The following is a 16591-nucleotide window of genomic DNA, read 5'->3' as shown; positions in this document are numbered from 1 at the left end:
GATCGGCATCGGCGTCATGGGCGGCATGATCTCCGCCACCGTCCTCGGCGTCTTCTTCATCCCGCTGCTCTTCGTCTCCGTGCGCCGAATCTTCAAGGGCACGGTCAAGTCGACGGCAGCGGTGACACCACCCGATGACGCGCCGACCACAGGTGCCGCACATTAAAGACCTGTATGCCCGCTCTCCTCGAAAGGTGAGCGGGCGCACCCACACAATATGGTTCAAATCAAAAGGGCTCCTGCGATATCGCAGGAGCCCTTTTGATTTGATGTTACATCTGACTTGGGAAAGGGATCGCGGGGAGCACCCTGTCTGCATAGCCGCCGCGGAAGCGACCGTTCCGACATCAGCCAAGATGGCGGCTTCGGCGCGGAAACATGCGCCACCCTCCCCGCGACGCGATCAGCAGCTGCGATTGATATCTGCAAATCACTTAGGTGGGTGATGAAACAACCGGTGCCGCCGGCTGCGCCTTCGGCGACCATTTTGCATGCAGCTTGGCGAGCATCAGATAGATGATGGGCGTCGTATAGAGCGTCAGCACTTGCGACACCACGAGACCGCCCACAATGGTGATGCCGAGCGGACGACGAAGCTCCGAACCCGGGCCGGTCGCGATGATCAGCGGGATGGCCCCCATCAGCGCCGCCAGCGTCGTCATCAGGATCGGACGGAAACGCTTGAGGCATGCCTCATAGATCGCCTCGTCGGGCGGCAGGCCGAGCACACGCTCGCCCTGCAGGGCGAAGTCGACCATCATGATACCGTTCTTCTTGACGATGCCGATCAGGAGGATGATGCCGATGAAGGCGATGATCGTCAGTTCCGTGCCGCTGATGACAAGCGCCAGCAGCGCGCCGAGGCCGGCGGAGGGCAGCGTCGAGATGATCGTCAGCGGATGCGCCAGGCTTTCATAGAGGATGCCGAGAACGATATAGACCGTCAGCAGGGCCGCCAGAAGCAGCAGCGGCTGGCTGCCCGACGACTGCGAGACGCTCGCCGCATCGCCGGCAAAATCCGCATGCAGCGTATCGGGCAGGTGCATCTCAAGCACCGCCTTCTGGATGGCATCGTTCGCCACCTGCAACGGCGTATCGAGCGCCAGATTGTAGGAAATGGTCACCGAGGGATATTGCCCCTGGTGATTGACCACCAGCGGTGCAAGCGTCCGGTTGATCGATGCGACTGCGCTGAGAGGGACCTGCGTGCCGCCCGAGGCCGGCACATAGAGCTTGGAGATATCATGCGGGTCCAGAGCGTAGTTCGGATTCGCCTCCAGTACGACACGATACTGATTGCGCTGCGTGTAGATCGTCGAAATCTGCCGCTGCGCAAAGGCGTTGTTCAGCGCGGCATCGATGGATTGGATGCTGACGCCAAGCTGGGAAGCAAGGCTCCGGTCGATATTCACGGTCGCCTGCAGACCGTTCGGCTGCCTGTCGGTCGCGACATCAGTCAGTCCCGGAAGGGCTTGCATGCGCTCCAGCACCTTCGGCGCCCAATCCACCAGCTCGTCGTAATTCGCACCCCAGAGCGTGAACTGATATTGCGACTGCGACTGGCGCGCGCCGGCCCGGATATCGCCGGGCGAAAACAGGAATGTGCTGAGCCCCGGAACCGCCATCAGCTGCTTGCGCAACCTGTTGATGACCTCGGCCGTCGACACCCGCTCCGATTCCGGCTTGAGCGAAATCAGAAGCTGCCCGCGATTGACAGAGCTGGAGAAGCCGCCGCCTCCGACAGAGGAGCCAAGACCCGAGACCGCAGGGTCCTTGGCAACGATATCCGCCGCCTGCTGCTGCAATTTGACCATCGCCGGATAGGAGATGTCGGTCGCAGCCTGCGTCCCGCCCTGGATAAACCCGGTGTCATCCTGCGGAATGAAACCCTTCGGCACCTTGACGTAGAGATAGGCCGTCATGACGACGCAGGCGATGATGACAAGCACGGACAGCACGCGATGATGCAGCACCGCCTTCAGCGTGCGGCCGTAGAAGGACGTGACAGCCCCGAGCGTTCCTTCTACGAGGTGGCCAAACGGACCCGGTCGAGCATCGATATCGTGCTGGCGAAGGCGATGACCGCAGATCATCGGCGTCAACGTCAGCGACACCAGCGTCGAGACGACGATGGTGAAGCCGAGCGTCAGCGAGAAGGTCTGGAAGAAGCGCCCGACAATGCCGCCCATGAAGAACAGCGGAATGAAGGCTGCAAGCAGCGACAGGCTGATCGAAACAACAGTAAAGCCGATCTGCTTCGCACCCTCGAGCGCCGCCTTCATCGGCTTCATGCCGGTTTCCAGATTGGCGTAGATATTCTCGATCATGACGATGGCGTCGTCGACGACGAAACCGACGGATACGGCAAGCGCCATCAGTGAGAGGTTGTCGATCGACAATCCGAACAGCCACATCGCCGCAAAGGTTCCGGCCAGCGACAGCGGCACCGTTACGCCAGCTGCAAAGGTCGGCGTCGCGCGCCTGAGGAAGACGAAAACCACGCCCATGACCAGGCAGATGGTGGCAAGCAGCGTCCATTGCATGTCGTTGACGCTGGCGTGGATCGTCGTGGTGCGGTCGGAAAGGATGTCGATCTTGACGCCGGCGGGAATGAGCCGCTGTAGTTCAGGGATCAACTGCTTGACGCCATCGACGGTGGAAATGACGTTGGCATCGGCCTGCTTGGTGATGTTGAGCAGCACTGCCGGTTTGCCGTCATACCAGGCATCGGAGCGGCTGTTGCGCACGCCCGGCTCGACGGTGGCGATATCGGAAAGGCGAACGGCCGTACCGTCGCCACTCTGAATGATGATTCGTCCATAGGCTTCCGGCGTTCGCAACTGGCTATTCACGGCAATGGAGAAGGCGCCGCTGGCGCCGTCGATAGAGCCGAAGGGGCCGAGCACATTGGCGTTGACGATCGCCGTACGAACGGCATCGAGCGACAGGCCCATGGCCGAGAGACGGTCGGGGTCGAGCCTCACGCGCACCGCCGGCTGATCCGCGCCGCTGACCGTCACGCCGCCAACGCCATCCACCTGTGAAATGCGCTGCACGACCACCGTATCCGCCGCGTCATATATGGCGCTCGGCGCAACATTGTCCGACGTCAGCGCCAGGATGAGGACGGGAGCCGCAGCCGGATTGATCTTGCGGAAGGACGGCAAAGTGGGCAGATCGCCTGGCAGGTCGGTCGCGGCCGCATTCAATGCCGCCTGCACATCCTGCGCCGCGCCGTCGACGCTGCGCGATAGATCGAACTGCACGATGATGGTGCTCGAGCCGAGCGAACTGACGGAGGTCAATTGCGTGACACCGGCGATGGTGCCGAGATGTCGCTCCAGTGGAGCGGCAACGCTCGCCGCCATGCTGGCGGGATCGGCGCCGGGACGGCTGGACGAGACGACGATGGTCGGCAGATCGACGGTCGGCAGGCTTGCGACCGGCAGAAAACGATATGCGACGAAACCGAGGATCATCAATCCGATCGCCAGAAGCGTCGTCCCGACCGGGCGTTTGACGAATGGCTCGGAGATGTTCATGTCTCGTCACCCGCCATTTCAGTCATCTCGGGGCTGGGCATGCCGCTCGTCCGCCCCACGACGCGAGCGCGCAGGCTCTCGAAGGCCAGATAGATGACCGGCGTCGTATAGAGCGTCAGAAGCTGCGAAAGCACGAGGCCGCCGATGATGGTGATGCCGAGCGGAATGCGCAATTCGGCACCCGTGCCCTGTGCCAGCGCCAACGGAAGCGCACCGAAAAGTGCAGCCAGCGTCGTCATCATGATCGGACGGAAACGCAGGATAGAGGCCTTGAGAATGGCCTCGCGCGGCGCAAGCCCTTCCTTGCGCTCCGCCTCCAGCGCGAAGTCGATCATCATGATCGCGTTCTTCTTCACGATACCCATCAAGAGCACGATGCCGATCAAGGCGATGATCGACAGGTCCTGGCCGAACAGCATCAGCGCCAGCAGCGCGCCGACACCGGCAGACGGCAGCGTCGAAAGGATCGTGATCGGATGTACGGCGCTCTCGTAGAGAAGGCCGAGCACGATGTAGATCGTGACGACGGCAGCAAGGATCAACCAGGGTTCGCCGGCAAGCGAAGAGGCAAATTCCTCGGCGTCGCCGGAATATTTGCGCTGGATATTGTCGGGCATGCCGATATCTCGTTCGGCCGCCTTGACCTCTGCCACCGCGTCGCTCAGCGAAGCGCCCTTGGCGAGATCGAAACTGAGGGTCACGGCCGGAAACTGTTCGTCATGGCTGATGACCAGCGGCGCCGTGGTGAAGGTCGCCGTGGTGAAGGCATTGAGCGGAACCTGCGTATCGCTGGCGCCGGCAACATAAAGCTTGTCGAGCGATTTCGGATCCGATTGATACTGCGGCGCCGCCTCGAGGATGACGCGATACTGGTTGGCCTGTCCGTAGATCGTGGCGATCTGCCGCTGGCCGAAGGCGTCATTCAATGTGTCGCTGACAGCCTGCATGGATACGCCAAGCCGCGAGGCAGTCTCGCGGTCGACATCGACAAAGATGCGGCCGCCGCCCATCTCGACCTCGGAGGAGACGTCGATCAGCTTCGGGCTTTCCTGCAGCCGCTGCGCCAGCTTGGCGGACCAATCGACGACGGTCGCGGTATCGGTTCCGGTCAACGTATATTGATAGGGTGCCCGGCTGGCGCGGGTGCTGATCGAAATGTCGCGCACGCTCTGGAAGGTGACGTGGATGCCGGGCAGGCCGGTGACCTCATCCCGCATCCGGTCGATGATCTGATCGGCGGAAGCGTCACGCTGGTTTCTGGGCTTCAGCACGAGGCTGAGATTGCCCGTGTTCAGTGTCAGATTGCTGGCGCTGGAGCCGATGACCGTGACCACGCCGGTCACATCCGGATCCTTGCGCAGGCGATCGGCAACGGTTGCCTGTATCTGCTTCATCGTTTCGAAGGAGGTCGTTGGTTCAGCCTCGACGACGGCGGTGATCAGGCCCGTATCCTGGGCCGGCAGGAAGCCCTTGGGAATGACGATATAAAGCGCGACAGTCGCAGCCAGTGTCGCCACCGTCACCAGAAGCATGAGGGCACTGCGATCGACGGCCCAGACCAGACTGCGGCGGTAGCCCTCGATCAGCCGCTCCATGAGATGGTCGGTACCCGCCAGGATGCCGCCCTTGCGCTCTTTAGGCTTGCGCAGAATCCGGGCGCACATCATCGGCGTCAGCGTCAGCGAAACGACGGCCGAGACGACCACGGCAATGGTCAACGTCAGCGCGAATTCGCGGAACATGCGCCCGACGATCCCGGTCATGAACAGCAGCGGAATGAACACTGCCACCAGCGAGACCGTCAGCGATATGATCGTGAAGCCGATTTCGCCGGCGCCCTTCAGCGCCGCCTGCATCGGGTTCTCGCCCTCCTCGATATGGCGCGCAATGTTCTCGATCATGACGATGGCGTCGTCGACGACGAAGCCTGTACCGATGGTCAGCGCCATCAGCGAGAGATTGTCGAGGCTGAAACCGGCAAACCACATGACGCCGAAGGTCGCAATCAGCGACAGCGGCAGGGCGACACCTGCAATGAACGTCGCCGTCACCGTGCGCAGGAACAGCAGGACGACGAGGATGACCAGCCCGATGCTGATGACCAATGTCCATTGCACGTCATGGATCGAAGCACGGATCGTCTCGGTGCGGTCGTTGACGATATCGAGGGAAACGCCGGCCGGCATGGCCTGCTTCAGCTTAGGAAGCTGCTTCAGCACATTCTCGACGGTTTGAATGACGTTGGCGCCCGGCTGGCGCATGATATCGATAATGACGGCCGGTTGCCCCTGATACCAGGCGCCGACACGGTTGTTCTCCAATCCTTCAACGACGGTGGCCACGTCCTTCAATTGCACCGGCGCGCTGTTCCGATAAGCGACGATGACGGACTTATAGACATTGGGATCGACGATCTGGTCGTTGGCGGCAAGCGTGAAGCTCTGCTGGGTGCCATCCAGCGAACCCTTTGCCCCGGCGACACTGGCATTGGTGATGGCCGAGCGAATGTCTTCCAGGGCGAGACCATAGGAGGCAAGCCGTGGCAGATCGACCTGAATGCGGATGGCGGGCTTGACGCCGCCCTGAATATTGACGTCACCGACGCCGGAAACCTCGCTTAGCCGCTGCGCCATCATCGTATCGGCGAAATCGCTGAGTTCGCGGATCGAATAGCTGTTGGAGCGCAAGGCCAGCGTTACGATCGGCGTATCGGCCGGGTTCACCTTCGAATAGGTCGGTGGGTAGGGAAGCGTGCGCGGCAGCGTCGACCCGGCGGCATTGATCGCCGCCTGCACGTCCTGCGCTGCCCCATCGATATCGCGACCGAGATCGAACTGCAGGGTAATCTGGCTGATACCGAAAGCGCTCGACGAGGTCATCGACGCCAGCGACGGGATCTGGCCGAGCGGCCGTTCCAGCGGCGCCGTCACCAGCGCCGCCATCGTATCGGGATCGGCGCCCGGCAGCTGTGTCGTCACCTGTATCGTCGGGAAATCCACCTGCGGCAGCGGCGCCACCGGCAGGAAGAGGAAGCCGAGAATGCCGCCCAAGAGAACCGCGACCCCGAGAAGCGAGGTTGCGATAGGCCGGCCAATAAAGAGCGACGAAACGTTCATTGTTGCTGTGTCGGCGTTGCGGGCGCTGTGGCCGGAGGAGTGCCGCCGCTGGAATCCTTGCTCTGTTCGGCGCCTGCGGCATTCTGGCCGCGATGACCGCCATTGCCGCCCTGACCATTACCATTGTGCCGATGATGCTGTTGCTGGCCTCCGGCAGCGTTGTTCTGACCGCCTTGCGGATCGTTCTCGGCGACCGGCTGGCCCTGATCGTCTGCTGCCGGCGCATCCGGCGCAGCCTGGCCGGGATTGGCCGAAATCTGTACTTTCGATCCATCCTGAAGCCGGGCAAAGCCCGTCGTCACTACCTTGTCGCCGGTGGCCACGCCATCGGTGATGACAGCCAGCGTATCATCCTGCTGACGCACCTTAACCGTCTTCATCGCAACGCTCTCATCCGGCTTGATGATGTAGACGAAGGTACCGTTCGGCCCGCGCTGGACAGCAGCGCTCGGGATGACGATGACGTCCTTCAGCGTCTCCACAAGCAGACGGGCATTGATGAAGGCGCCAGGCCACAGCGCCAGCTTGTCATTGGGAAAATTCGCCTTCAGCTTGACAGTCCCGGTCGTCGGATCGACCTGGTTGTCGACCACCTGGAGACTACCATTGTCGACCACGGTCTCGCCGTCGCTGCCCATGGCCTGGACGGCGAGCGTTCCGGCCGCGTTGGCGGCATTGACGCGCGCAAGCTGCTGCTGGGGAATGGAAAAGAGCACGGAAATCGGCTGGATCTGCGACAGCGTCACGATGCCGGTCGTGTCGCCCGAACTGACGAGGTTGCCGATATCGACGTTTCGGATGCCGGTGCGCCCATCGATGGGCGCCTTGATCGTCGTATAATCGAGCGTCGCCTGCGCGCTTTCTATAGCCGCCACATCGACCTGGATTTGTGCGGTATATTGCGCCACCAGCGACAGCTGGGTGTCGACTTGCTGCTGCGTGCCCGAGGCGGTCTTCACCATGAGTTGATAGCGGTTGAGGTCACGCTGCGCGCCGGCAAGCAGGGCTTCATCCTGCGCCTTCTTGGCAACCGCCTGGTCGCGCTGTGCCTTGTAGACGCCGTCGTCGATGCGGGCGATAACGTCGCCCTTCTTGATGTCCTGGCCTTCGTTAAAATCGATTTCCACGATTTTCCCGTTGACCTGCGCGCGCACCGTCACAGTGTTCAAAGCCTTCACCGAACCGACGCCGTTGATGTAGACGGGCACGTCGGCTGTCTTCGCATCGGCGGCCAACACCGGAACCGGACCGCTGAACTGCGAGGCTCCGCGCCGTCCTCCGCCGCCCTGTCCTTGCCCGTTGCGACGCTGACCTTGAGCTTGCTGCGCGGGGGCAGAGGTATTCTGATAGCCAAGTAGCCGTTCGGCGCTGGCAAGCCAGAGATCGCGAGTCGCGTAGGCGCCATAGCCTACCGCACCGATCACCGCCAACGACATTACGACCCGAAATGCGCGAGCCATCAATCCACCTTCCTTCAAAGCCTCCGGCGATCGAAGATCCGCCGTTGTTTTATGGCGCGACTTTAGCTTGCATCGTGTCGCTTAGGAATTTGGTATAGCCATTAAATTTTGTCCATTTTTGCGGCGACTTAGCGAAATAATTTGTTACATTTCATAAAACTAGGGTTGTACCCGCAAAAGGTTGGTGCGGACGCAAGTTGCCGCTGTCTGCCGGATCAGAGCACACCCCAGCCGCGATAACGCCCGCGGCCGGTCATCTCGCGCAAGCCGAGTTCGCTCACCAGATTGAGCGCGCCCCTCGGGGTGACGCCGACATGGCGGGCTATCATCTTCGCCGAGACGATCGGTCTCGACAGCACGATATCGATGACTTCGGGCAGGCTGCTGTTCGAACGCCGGTCTTTCAGTCGCAACTCCATCTGCAGCTTGGCGAGCGACAGGCGATCCAGCTCCTTGAGGCCCGAATCGGCGGAAAGCGCCATGGCCTCCAGAAATGCTAACAGGCGTGTGATGCGATCCGATGAACGCCGTCGGTCATGCCGGACGGCTTTGAGGCCGATATTCAGGCAGAACAGATGTGAGGTAATCTTGCCCCGGCTGCGCAGATAGGCACTGACCAGCAGACCGCCGAGCCAATGCTGCCGCCTCAGCGGCTCGATCCGCTCCCAGGCATCGAAAAGCACTGCCGCACCAAGCACCGGCGGCAGCATGTCGGCCTCGCGGATCACGGCGCGCCAGTTCTCCAGGCGCTCGTTTTCATCCCAATCTACATCAAGCACCAGGGCGAGCGGATCGTGGATCGTCTCCGGCTTGCTCTCCGGAGCACCGCCATTCAGGATCTTGTCGGATCGGGCAAGGATGGCATCGATCTCGGCAAAATCAACGCCGAAATCATCCTCCTCTTCCTCCTGTGTCTCGGACTCCGCAACCTCGATGGACGCCGGACGCCGCGGGACAGCGTCTTCGGCCTCGCCGGTATCGCCACGCAAGGCCGCAAGCCCGGCCGGCTCCAACCCCCAGGAAGGCTCCGCATTCCAGAGGCGTCGCCGGCTCCGCAGCACGGCGTGGGCAATCGTCAGTTCATGCGTCGGAGCACGGGCATCCATGCGCGCATCGTGCAGCACGAGATCCTCGACATGCACCAGTTCGCCGCCGACCCAGAGCGCGCCGGCGGCATCGAAAAAATGCCCGCGCTCGCGAAAGCCGTCTGCCACCACATGCCGGAGAACACGCTCATCCAGCCGCGCCAGCATGTCCTCTGCCTTGACGATGGCGGGCAGAAGCGTCGTCAACGGAAGAGTGGTCAAATCATATCGCATTGGAATCGCATCATTGAATCGGTCTTACGGAACCTATCACCGCGACAAGCTGCGAGATAGAAAGCGACCTCTGTAAACTGTGGACGGTAATTCCTATTTTTTGTCTTGACCTTCCAGTGACAGGAAGGTTCATAACCCTATCCAACGCTCCCTTCGGAGCAATGGAGTCTGACATGGCATTGCACGACGAACACGATCACAGCCATCATGGGCACGATCATCATCACCATCATGACGGCCAGCCGCAGGAGACGGTGACGCGCGACCCCGTTTGCGGCATGACGGTTGATCCGAATGCCGGCAAGCCGTCGCTCGATTATCAGGGCCGCACCTTCCATTTCTGCTGCAATGGCTGCAAGACCAAGTTCGAGGCGGCGCCGGAGACCTATCTCACCGCCAAGGACCCGACCTGCGGCATGACGGTCGATCGCGCCACGGCACGCCATTTCCTGAAGCATGAAGGCGAGAAATTCTATTTCTGCTCGGCCGGCTGCAAGGCCAAGTTCGAGGCGGATCCATCAGCCTATCTCAATGGCAACAGGCCCGCGCCAAAGCCGGTGCCGAAGGGCACGCTCTATACCTGCCCGATGCATCCCGAGGTCATCAGCGACCATGCCGGTGATTGCCCGAAATGCGGCATGGCGCTTGAACCCATGGGCGTGCCGGCCGCCGACGAAGGCCCGAACCCGGAACTGATCGATTTTACCCACCGTCTCTGGATCAGCGCCGCCCTGTCACTGCCGCTGCTCGTCATCAGCATGGGTCCGATGGCCGGTCTGCCCGTCCGCGACTGGATCGGCGAACCCATCGCCACATGGATCGAACTCGTCCTGGCAACACCGGTCGTGCTCTGGGCAGCCCTGCCCTTCTTCCGTCGCGCCTGGAATTCCCTGGTCAATCGCAGCCCGAATATGTGGACGCTGATCGGCCTCGGCGTCGGCACCGCCTATCTCTACAGCCTCGTCGCCACGCTTGCTCCCGGCTTGTTTCCCATGAGTTTCCGCGGTCATGGCGAAGCCATACCCGTTTACTTCGAGGCCGCATCGGTCATCGTCGCTCTGGTCTTCGTCGGCCAGGTGCTGGAGCTGAAGGCCCGAGAGCGCACCGGCTCTGCCATCCGCGCGCTGCTCGATCTCGCGCCGAAGACCGCCCGCCGCATCGGGGCCGACGGCAGTGAGGTGGACGTACCGGTCGACGAGATCGCGGTCGGCGACCGCTTGCGCGTCCGTCCTGGCGAGCGCGTGCCCGTCGATGGCACGGTTGCTGAAGGGCAGTCGACCATCGATGAATCGATGATCACGGGCGAACCCCTCCCGGTCGAAAAGACCAAGGGCGACGCATTGACCGGCGGCACCATCAACAAGAACGGCTCGCTGATCCTGCTCGCCGAAAAGGTCGGCGCCGATACGACGCTGTCGCGCATCGTCGAACTGGTCGCCAAGGCGCAGCGCTCGCGCGCGCCGATCCAGACGATGGTCGATCGTGTCTCCGCCGTCTTCGTGCCTGCCGTCGTCGCGGCTGCCCTCATCGCCTTTGCCGTCTGGACCTTTATCGGGCCGGAACCGAGACTGGCGCATGCGCTGCTCGCCGCCGTCGCGGTGCTGATCATCGCCTGCCCCTGCGCGCTCGGACTGGCAACGCCGATGTCGATCATGATCGCCACTGGCCGTGGCGCGCAGGAAGGCGTGCTGGTGCGTGACGCCGAAGCGCTGGAACGCTTCGCGAAGGTCGATACTTTGATCGTCGACAAGACGGGCACGCTCACCGAAGGCAAGCCGAACCTGACTGACATCGTCACGGCTGATGGCATCGAGGAAGCTCGCCTGCTGTCGCTCGCTGCCAGCCTCGAGCGTGGCTCCGAACATCCGCTTGCCGAAGCCATCGTTGCCGGCGCAGAGGAACGCGGAGCCCATTTCGTCGAGATCTCCGGCTTTGCGGCAACAACAGGCAAGGGCGTCGAAGGCCGCGCCGGCGAAACCGCCGTCGCACTCGGCAATGCCGCGATGATGGCGGGCCTCTCTGTCTCGACCGATGTATTGAAGTCCGAGACCGAACGCCTGCGCGGCGAAGGCAAGACCGTGATGTTCGTCGCCATCGACGGCAAGCTGGCCGGCCTTGTCGCCGTTGCCGACCGGATCAAGCCGACGACGGCAGCTGCGATCAAGGCATTGCACGAGAGCGGCCTGAAGATCGTCATGGCAACCGGCGACAATGGCAAGACCGCCGCTGCCGTTGCCGCGCAGCTCGGCATCGACGAAGTGCGTGCCGATATGCTGCCGGAAGGCAAGAAGGCCTTGATCGATGAGCTGCGCGCCAAGGGCCATATCGTTGCCATGGCCGGCGACGGCGTCAACGATGCGCCGGCGCTTGCATCAGCCGATGTTGGCATCGCCATGGGCACGGGCGCTGACGTCGCCATGGAAAGCGCCGGCATTACGCTGGTGAAGGGCGATCTCAACGGCATCGTCCGGGCACGCCGCCTCTCGGCAGCGACGATCCGCAACATCAAGCAGAACCTGGCCTTTGCCTTCGGCTACAATGCGCTCGGCGTGCCGCTGGCTGCCGGCGTGCTCTATCCGGTCTTCGGCGTGCTTCTGTCGCCGATGATTGCGGCGGCCGCCATGAGTCTGTCCTCGGTCTCGGTCATCGCCAACGCGCTGAGATTGCGGCTGGCAAAATAAGGAGAAAGCACATGAACATCGGCGAAGCATCCGGCCGCTCCGGCCTGCCGGCCAAGACCATCCGCTACTATGAGGATATCGGCCTCATCCGTCCCGACCGCAGCGACAACGGCTATCGCGACTATCGCGCCGACGACGTGCACAAGCTGCGCTTCCTGCATCGCTCGCGCGGCCTCGGCTTCTCGGTCGAGGAGTGCCGGCAGCTGCTGGCGCTCTACGAAGACAAGAGCCGCGCCAGCGCCGACGTCAAGGACATCGCCAGCACCAAGCTCACCGAGATCGACCGCAAGATTCGCGAACTCACGGAGCTGCGCCGCACGCTGGAACACCTCGTGCACGCCTGCCACGGCAATGAGCGGCCGGATTGCCCGATTCTGGAGGAACTGTCGGAGCGCACGCAATAGCGCCGAGCCACCCGCACTCGCCCTTCGAGGCTCCGGCCTTCAGCCTACGCACCTCAGGGTGAGGGCTGATCCCTTCGGCAAGTGCGCGTTCTCTCCGCCTCATCCTGAGGTGCCCAGGCGATGAAGCGTCAGCGGAAGCGACTGGGCCTCGAAGGACGAGGCGGCCCGCCCTTCACCCAACCCGCTCCACCGCAATCGCAGTCGCCTCGCCGCCACCGATGCAGAGCGCTGCGATGCCGCGTTTTGAGCCTTGGCGCTGAAGCGCATGCAGCAGCGTCACGATCAGCCGCGCCCCTGTCGCGCCGATAGGGTGGCCGAGTGCGCAGGCGCCGCCATTGATGTTGAGGCGATCGCGCGCAATGCCAAGGTCCTTGGCGGCGGCCATGGCGACGACGGCGAAGGCCTCGTTGATCTCGAAGAGATCGACATCGCCAACCTTCCAGCCTGTTTTATCAAGCACCTTGCGGATCGCCGGGATCGGCGCTGTGGTGTACCAGGCCGGCTCTTGCGAATGGGTGGCATGCGCCTTGATCTCGGCAAGGATCGGCAAGCCCTCACGCTCGGCAATCGAGCGACGCGTCAGTATCAGCGCGGCCGCGCCATCGGCATTGGCCGAGGCGCTGGCAGCCGTGATGGTGCCATCCTTGCGGAAGGCGGGCTTCAGGGTCGGGATCTTTTCCGGCGAAACCTTTTGCGGATGCTCGTCCTTGGCAATTGTCACCGGACCGCCCTTGGCAGCCACCGAGATCGGGGTGATCTCGGCCCCGAAGGCGCCGTTTTCACCCGCGGCGCGGGCGCGCGACAAGGTCTCCACGGCATAAGCATCCTGATCGTCGCGGGTGAACTGGTAGGCCTCTACTGCCATTTCGCCGAAGTCGCCCATGGAGCGGCCTTTCTCATAGGCATCTTCCAGCCCGTCGAGCATCATGTGGTCGAAGATACGGTCATGGCCCATGCGATAACCGCCTCGCGCCTTGGCCAGCAGATAGGGCGCGTTCGACATCGATTCCATGCCGCCTGCCACCACGATCGAGGCCGAGCCGGCGAGCAGCAGGTCATGCGCCAGCATGGTCGCCTTCATGCCCGAGCCGCAGACCTTGTTGATCGTCGTCGCGCCGACGACATCCGGCAGGCCAGCCCCGCGTGCGGCCTGCCGGGCCGGTGCCTGTCCTTGTCCTGCGGGCAGGACGCAGCCGAACAAGACTTCATCCACCCGGTCAGCCGGCAACCCCGCGCGCTCCAGCGCAGCCCGGATGACATGCGCGCCAAGTTCGGGCGCCTGCAAGGATGAGAGCTCTCCCTGAAAGCGGCCGAGCGGCGTGCGCGTGGCGGAAACGATGACAACGGGATCGATAGCGGGCATGACATCTCCTCACAGTCTGCAAACGACATCTTCGAAGTCTATTGCTAACACGTTAGATGACGATCGTCATCTAACTATCGTGAAGACACAAGCCGATTAAATCGCTCCTCCGCCCAACGACGACAAAGACGCAATTGCCTCTGCGAGGGACATATCCTATGGATATCCCATATAGAAAAATGGATATCTCATGCCACTTTACATCAAAGATGACGCCATCGACCGGCTGGCGCGCCGCTATCAGGCGCTGACCAAGACACCCACCAAGACCGAGGCCGTGAGGCTGGCACTTCAGAAGGCGCTGGATGAGGAACTGACCAAGCCGGCTCTGGCCGATATCGCCGTCACCTTCTGCCGCAATCTCAAGCAGAAGGCTTCCGCCAAAGCCGATAGTACGGCGGGGGATGCCTGATGTTCATCGATCACACCGTCCTGTCGGCAATGATGACCGACGAGGGCGAGGCAAGGGCCTTCGCCAACCGCATGCAGTCGGCAACGGCGCGAATGACATCCCCGCTCGCGGCGGCGCATACAGCAATCGAGATATCAGAAATGCTCGGCCTGCCGCCAACCGAGGCCGGCGAAGCGGTGCGCACTTTTCTGCAGTTGATGAATATCCAGCTTCTCGCAGTGCCGCCGCGCGCGGCCTTTGTGGCGGCGGAAGCTTATGAGCAATACGGCCAAGGCGGCCATACGGCGCGCCTCAGCCTCGACGATTGCATGACCTATGCCTGCGCTCGCTATTATCGCCAGCCGCTATTGTCGAAAAGCGACCGGTTCACTCAAACCGATATCGAACTGACCTGAGCCATTCGATATCGTTTTGACATCAAGGGCAAAGCGAGGCCGAGCCTGCCGAAAATGCGCTCGCGCGCGCGCCGACAGAATTCGGTGCCGCAGCGCATTGCAGCCGGGACATCGTGTCGCCGGCGCGAATCGGACCGGTTACCGACGGATCGGTGTTGATCGTGCCATCCGGAAGGATCGCGTCCTTCGAGTGGTCGACATTGCCGACATCGGTCTGAACCGCCTCGACCTTGACGCGCTTGGGATGATGCTTGTGCACCTGTTCCGCCATTGCGCCGCTGGACATGCCGATGACGAGAGCGGAAATAGCGAGAGTTTTGAGCAGCATCAGACTGCCTCCTGTGGGGGTTGAAGCTCTTTTCATATGGGAACTGGTTAGCCGATTTACAGCGGCTTGTATCCCAATATCGTTAAGAGTTTGAAGGTTTTGAGGATGTGTTGATTTTGTGCCGCGACACCTCCGCCCCTGCGTCGTGCGGAAGGCTGATGAAACGCAGCGAAGACACCGCACCGATCAGGGCGACGACGATGAAAGCCCAGCGAAAATCGATGAGGGAAAGCACCTCTCCGCCATGGAGAGTGCGCGAAAGATTGAGAACGGCAGCCGCGACCGCGACACCGAGCAGCAGCGACACCTGCTGCAGCATGCTGGACAAGGTCGAAGCCGAACTGCGCTGCGACGCGTGGATATCGGCAAAGCCCAGCGTATTCAGCGCGGTGAAGTTCATCGAACGCGAGAGCCCGGCGGCCAGCAGCACGCAATAGATCAGCCAGTTCGATGTCGATGGCGACACGAATGCGAAACCGCCGATACAGGCGGACGAGATCAGGCCATTGACAACAAGCACATTGCGAAAGCCGAAAGCCCTCAGCATCTGCGTCGTGATCGCCTTCATGCCGAGATTGCCTGCAAAATAGAACAGAAGATAGGTACCGGCGTCGATCGCGCTCTGGCCGAAGCCCACCTGGAAGAGCAGCGGCAGCAGAAAGGGCGTGGCGTTGATCGCCACCCGGCTTGCCGTCCCGGCCGATAGCGTCGACATGGCGAAAGTCTGGATCTTGAAGGCGGAGAGATCGAGCAGGGGCGCATCCACCCGCATGAAATGTCGGGTGGCGATGACGGAGAAGACCACCCCGACGGCAATCAGGCCGACGCTGGCGACGAGAGCGGTCGTACCCTGGACGACGAATTCCAGACCGGCGAGCAGAAAGGTCAATCCTGCCGCCGACTGGAGGAAGCCGACGAAATCGAGCGGCGCCACCTTCTCCTCGCGCTGGTCCGGCACGTAGCGCAGGACGAGACCGAGACCGATGATGCCGATCGGCAGGTTGATCAGGAAGTTCCAGTGCCAGCTGAGATAGGTGGTGATGACGCTGCCAAGCACCGGGCCGATGACGGGCGCCGTCAGCGCCGGCCAGGTGATCATCGACATCGCATGCACGAGATCCGACTTGCGGGCATTCTTCAAGACGATGATGCGCCCCACGGGCGTCATCAGCGCGCTGCCGATACCCTGCACGGCTCGAGCAATGACGAACTCCGTCAGATTGCCGGAAAGGCCGCAAAACAGCGACGCCACCGTGAAGATGGTGATCGACGCCAGAAACACCCGCCGAGCGCCGTAGCGATCGCCCGCCCAGCCGGCGAGCGGCACGAAAGCGGCCATGGTCAGCAGATAGACTGTTATGCCGATGCTCATCGACACCGGCTCGACGCCGAATGTGCTCGCCATCTGCGGCAGCGACGTCGTGACGATGGTGCCGTCGAGGATCTGCATGAAGAAGGCGACGGCAACGACAAAGGCGATGATACGAGACTGCCGGCCGAAACTGGTCTCGGAAGGCTGCTCTGTAGTCCGGACAACGGTCATGGCATGGTATTTCAGAGGATGGTGTTAT

11 protein-coding genes are annotated in these 16591 nt (G+C 62.2%); 4 read left to right on the top strand and 7 right to left on the bottom strand.

Annotation, left to right across the window (positions count from 1 at the left end; all coding sequences use genetic code 11):
* Window positions 1–434 precede the first annotated feature (434 nt).
* The 4 genes from A6U86_RS10325 to A6U86_RS10310 all read right to left on the bottom strand — a co-directional run bounded on the left by A6U86_RS10325 (window position 435) and on the right by A6U86_RS10310 (window position 9437).
* A complete protein-coding gene (locus A6U86_RS10325) occupies window positions 435–3542 on the bottom strand; it encodes an efflux RND transporter permease subunit (protein WP_068390084.1) in 3108 nt (1035 codons plus the stop codon).
* Window positions 3539–6658, bottom strand: coding sequence for an efflux RND transporter permease subunit (locus A6U86_RS10320; RefSeq protein WP_068390081.1), 3120 nt, complete (start codon window positions 6656–6658; stop codon window positions 3539–3541). Before A6U86_RS10320 ends, A6U86_RS10325 begins: the two co-directional genes overlap by 4 nt.
* Window positions 6655–8118, bottom strand: coding sequence for an efflux RND transporter periplasmic adaptor subunit (locus A6U86_RS10315; RefSeq protein WP_068390079.1), 1464 nt, complete (start codon window positions 8116–8118; stop codon window positions 6655–6657). Before A6U86_RS10315 ends, A6U86_RS10320 begins: the two co-directional genes overlap by 4 nt.
* 215 nt (window positions 8119–8333) lie before the next feature.
* Window positions 8334–9437, bottom strand: a complete 1104-nt coding sequence (locus A6U86_RS10310) for an RHE_PE00001 family protein (RefSeq protein ID WP_068390076.1) — start codon at window positions 9435–9437, stop codon at window positions 8334–8336.
* Between the two features lie 173 nt (window positions 9438–9610).
* On the opposite strand from A6U86_RS10310, the gene A6U86_RS10305 reads away from it, so the two are divergent.
* A complete protein-coding gene (locus A6U86_RS10305; RefSeq protein WP_068390073.1) occupies window positions 9611–12118 on the top strand; it encodes a heavy metal translocating P-type ATPase in 2508 nt (835 codons plus the stop codon).
* Between the two features lie 11 nt (window positions 12119–12129).
* The gene (gene cueR / locus A6U86_RS10300) at window positions 12130–12522 is read left to right on the top strand and encodes a Cu(I)-responsive transcriptional regulator (RefSeq protein ID WP_068390070.1); all 393 of its coding nucleotides are present in this window, start codon (window positions 12130–12132) and stop codon (window positions 12520–12522) included.
* 172 nt (window positions 12523–12694) lie between these two features.
* On the opposite strand, the gene A6U86_RS10295 is transcribed toward cueR, so the two are convergent.
* Window positions 12695–13885: an acetyl-CoA C-acyltransferase gene (locus tag A6U86_RS10295; protein WP_068390067.1), complete on the bottom strand. Its 1191-nt coding sequence runs from the start codon at window positions 13883–13885 to the stop codon at window positions 12695–12697.
* A 190-nt stretch (window positions 13886–14075) separates the two neighbouring features.
* Between A6U86_RS10295 and A6U86_RS10290 the strand changes: the two genes are divergently transcribed.
* On the top strand, window positions 14076–14297 hold the full coding sequence (locus tag A6U86_RS10290) for a type II toxin-antitoxin system VapB family antitoxin (RefSeq protein WP_068390064.1): 222 nt from the start codon (window positions 14076–14078) through the stop codon (window positions 14295–14297).
* On the top strand, window positions 14297–14692 hold the full coding sequence (locus A6U86_RS10285) for a type II toxin-antitoxin system VapC family toxin (protein WP_068390061.1): 396 nt from the start codon (window positions 14297–14299) through the stop codon (window positions 14690–14692). The genes A6U86_RS10290 and A6U86_RS10285 overlap by 1 nt, the downstream gene beginning before the upstream one ends.
* Before the next feature lie 22 nt (window positions 14693–14714).
* Here the strand turns inward: A6U86_RS10285 and A6U86_RS10280 are convergent, their stop codons facing one another.
* Both A6U86_RS10280 and A6U86_RS10275 read right to left on the bottom strand, forming a co-directional pair.
* Window positions 14715–15020: a hypothetical protein gene (locus A6U86_RS10280; RefSeq protein ID WP_068390058.1), complete on the bottom strand. Its 306-nt coding sequence runs from the start codon at window positions 15018–15020 to the stop codon at window positions 14715–14717.
* Window positions 15021–15102: 82 nt separating this feature from the next.
* Entirely contained in the window at window positions 15103–16563 is a 1461-nt protein-coding gene (locus tag A6U86_RS10275; RefSeq protein WP_068390056.1) for an MFS transporter, read from the bottom strand.
* Window positions 16564–16591: the final 28 nt, after the last annotated feature.

This window comes from Rhizobium sp. AC27/96, assembly GCF_001692325.1.
Taxonomy (GTDB): Bacteria; Pseudomonadota; Alphaproteobacteria; order Rhizobiales; family Rhizobiaceae; genus Rhizobium.
The sequence above is the reverse complement of the archived record's forward strand: the minus strand, read 5'-3'. Positions and strand labels throughout refer to the sequence as shown.

What these genes read in the sequence shown, in the direction of transcription:
- A6U86_RS10325 (WP_068390084.1), bottom strand. Translation starts at nt 3,542, where the DNA reads ATGAACATCTCCGAGCCATTCGTCAAACGCCCGGTCGGGACGACGCTT.
- A6U86_RS10320 (WP_068390081.1), bottom strand. Translation starts at nt 6,658, where the DNA reads ATGAACGTTTCGTCGCTCTTTATTGGCCGGCCTATCGCAACCTCGCTT.
- A6U86_RS10315 (WP_068390079.1), bottom strand. Translation starts at nt 8,118, where the DNA reads ATGGCTCGCGCATTTCGGGTCGTAATGTCGTTGGCGGTGATCGGTGCG.
- A6U86_RS10310 (WP_068390076.1), bottom strand. Translation starts at nt 9,437, where the DNA reads ATGCGATATGATTTGACCACTCTTCCGTTGACGACGCTTCTGCCCGCC.
- A6U86_RS10305 (WP_068390073.1), top strand. Translation starts at nt 9,611, where the DNA reads ATGGCATTGCACGACGAACACGATCACAGCCATCATGGGCACGATCAT.
- cueR (WP_068390070.1), top strand. Translation starts at nt 12,130, where the DNA reads ATGAACATCGGCGAAGCATCCGGCCGCTCCGGCCTGCCGGCCAAGACC.
- A6U86_RS10295 (WP_068390067.1), bottom strand. Translation starts at nt 13,885, where the DNA reads ATGCCCGCTATCGATCCCGTTGTCATCGTTTCCGCCACGCGCACGCCG.
- A6U86_RS10290 (WP_068390064.1), top strand. Translation starts at nt 14,076, where the DNA reads ATGCCACTTTACATCAAAGATGACGCCATCGACCGGCTGGCGCGCCGC.
- A6U86_RS10285 (WP_068390061.1), top strand. Translation starts at nt 14,297, where the DNA reads ATGTTCATCGATCACACCGTCCTGTCGGCAATGATGACCGACGAGGGC.
- A6U86_RS10280 (WP_068390058.1), bottom strand. Translation starts at nt 15,020, where the DNA reads ATGCTGCTCAAAACTCTCGCTATTTCCGCTCTCGTCATCGGCATGTCC.
- A6U86_RS10275 (WP_068390056.1), bottom strand. Translation starts at nt 16,563, where the DNA reads ATGACCGTTGTCCGGACTACAGAGCAGCCTTCCGAGACCAGTTTCGGC.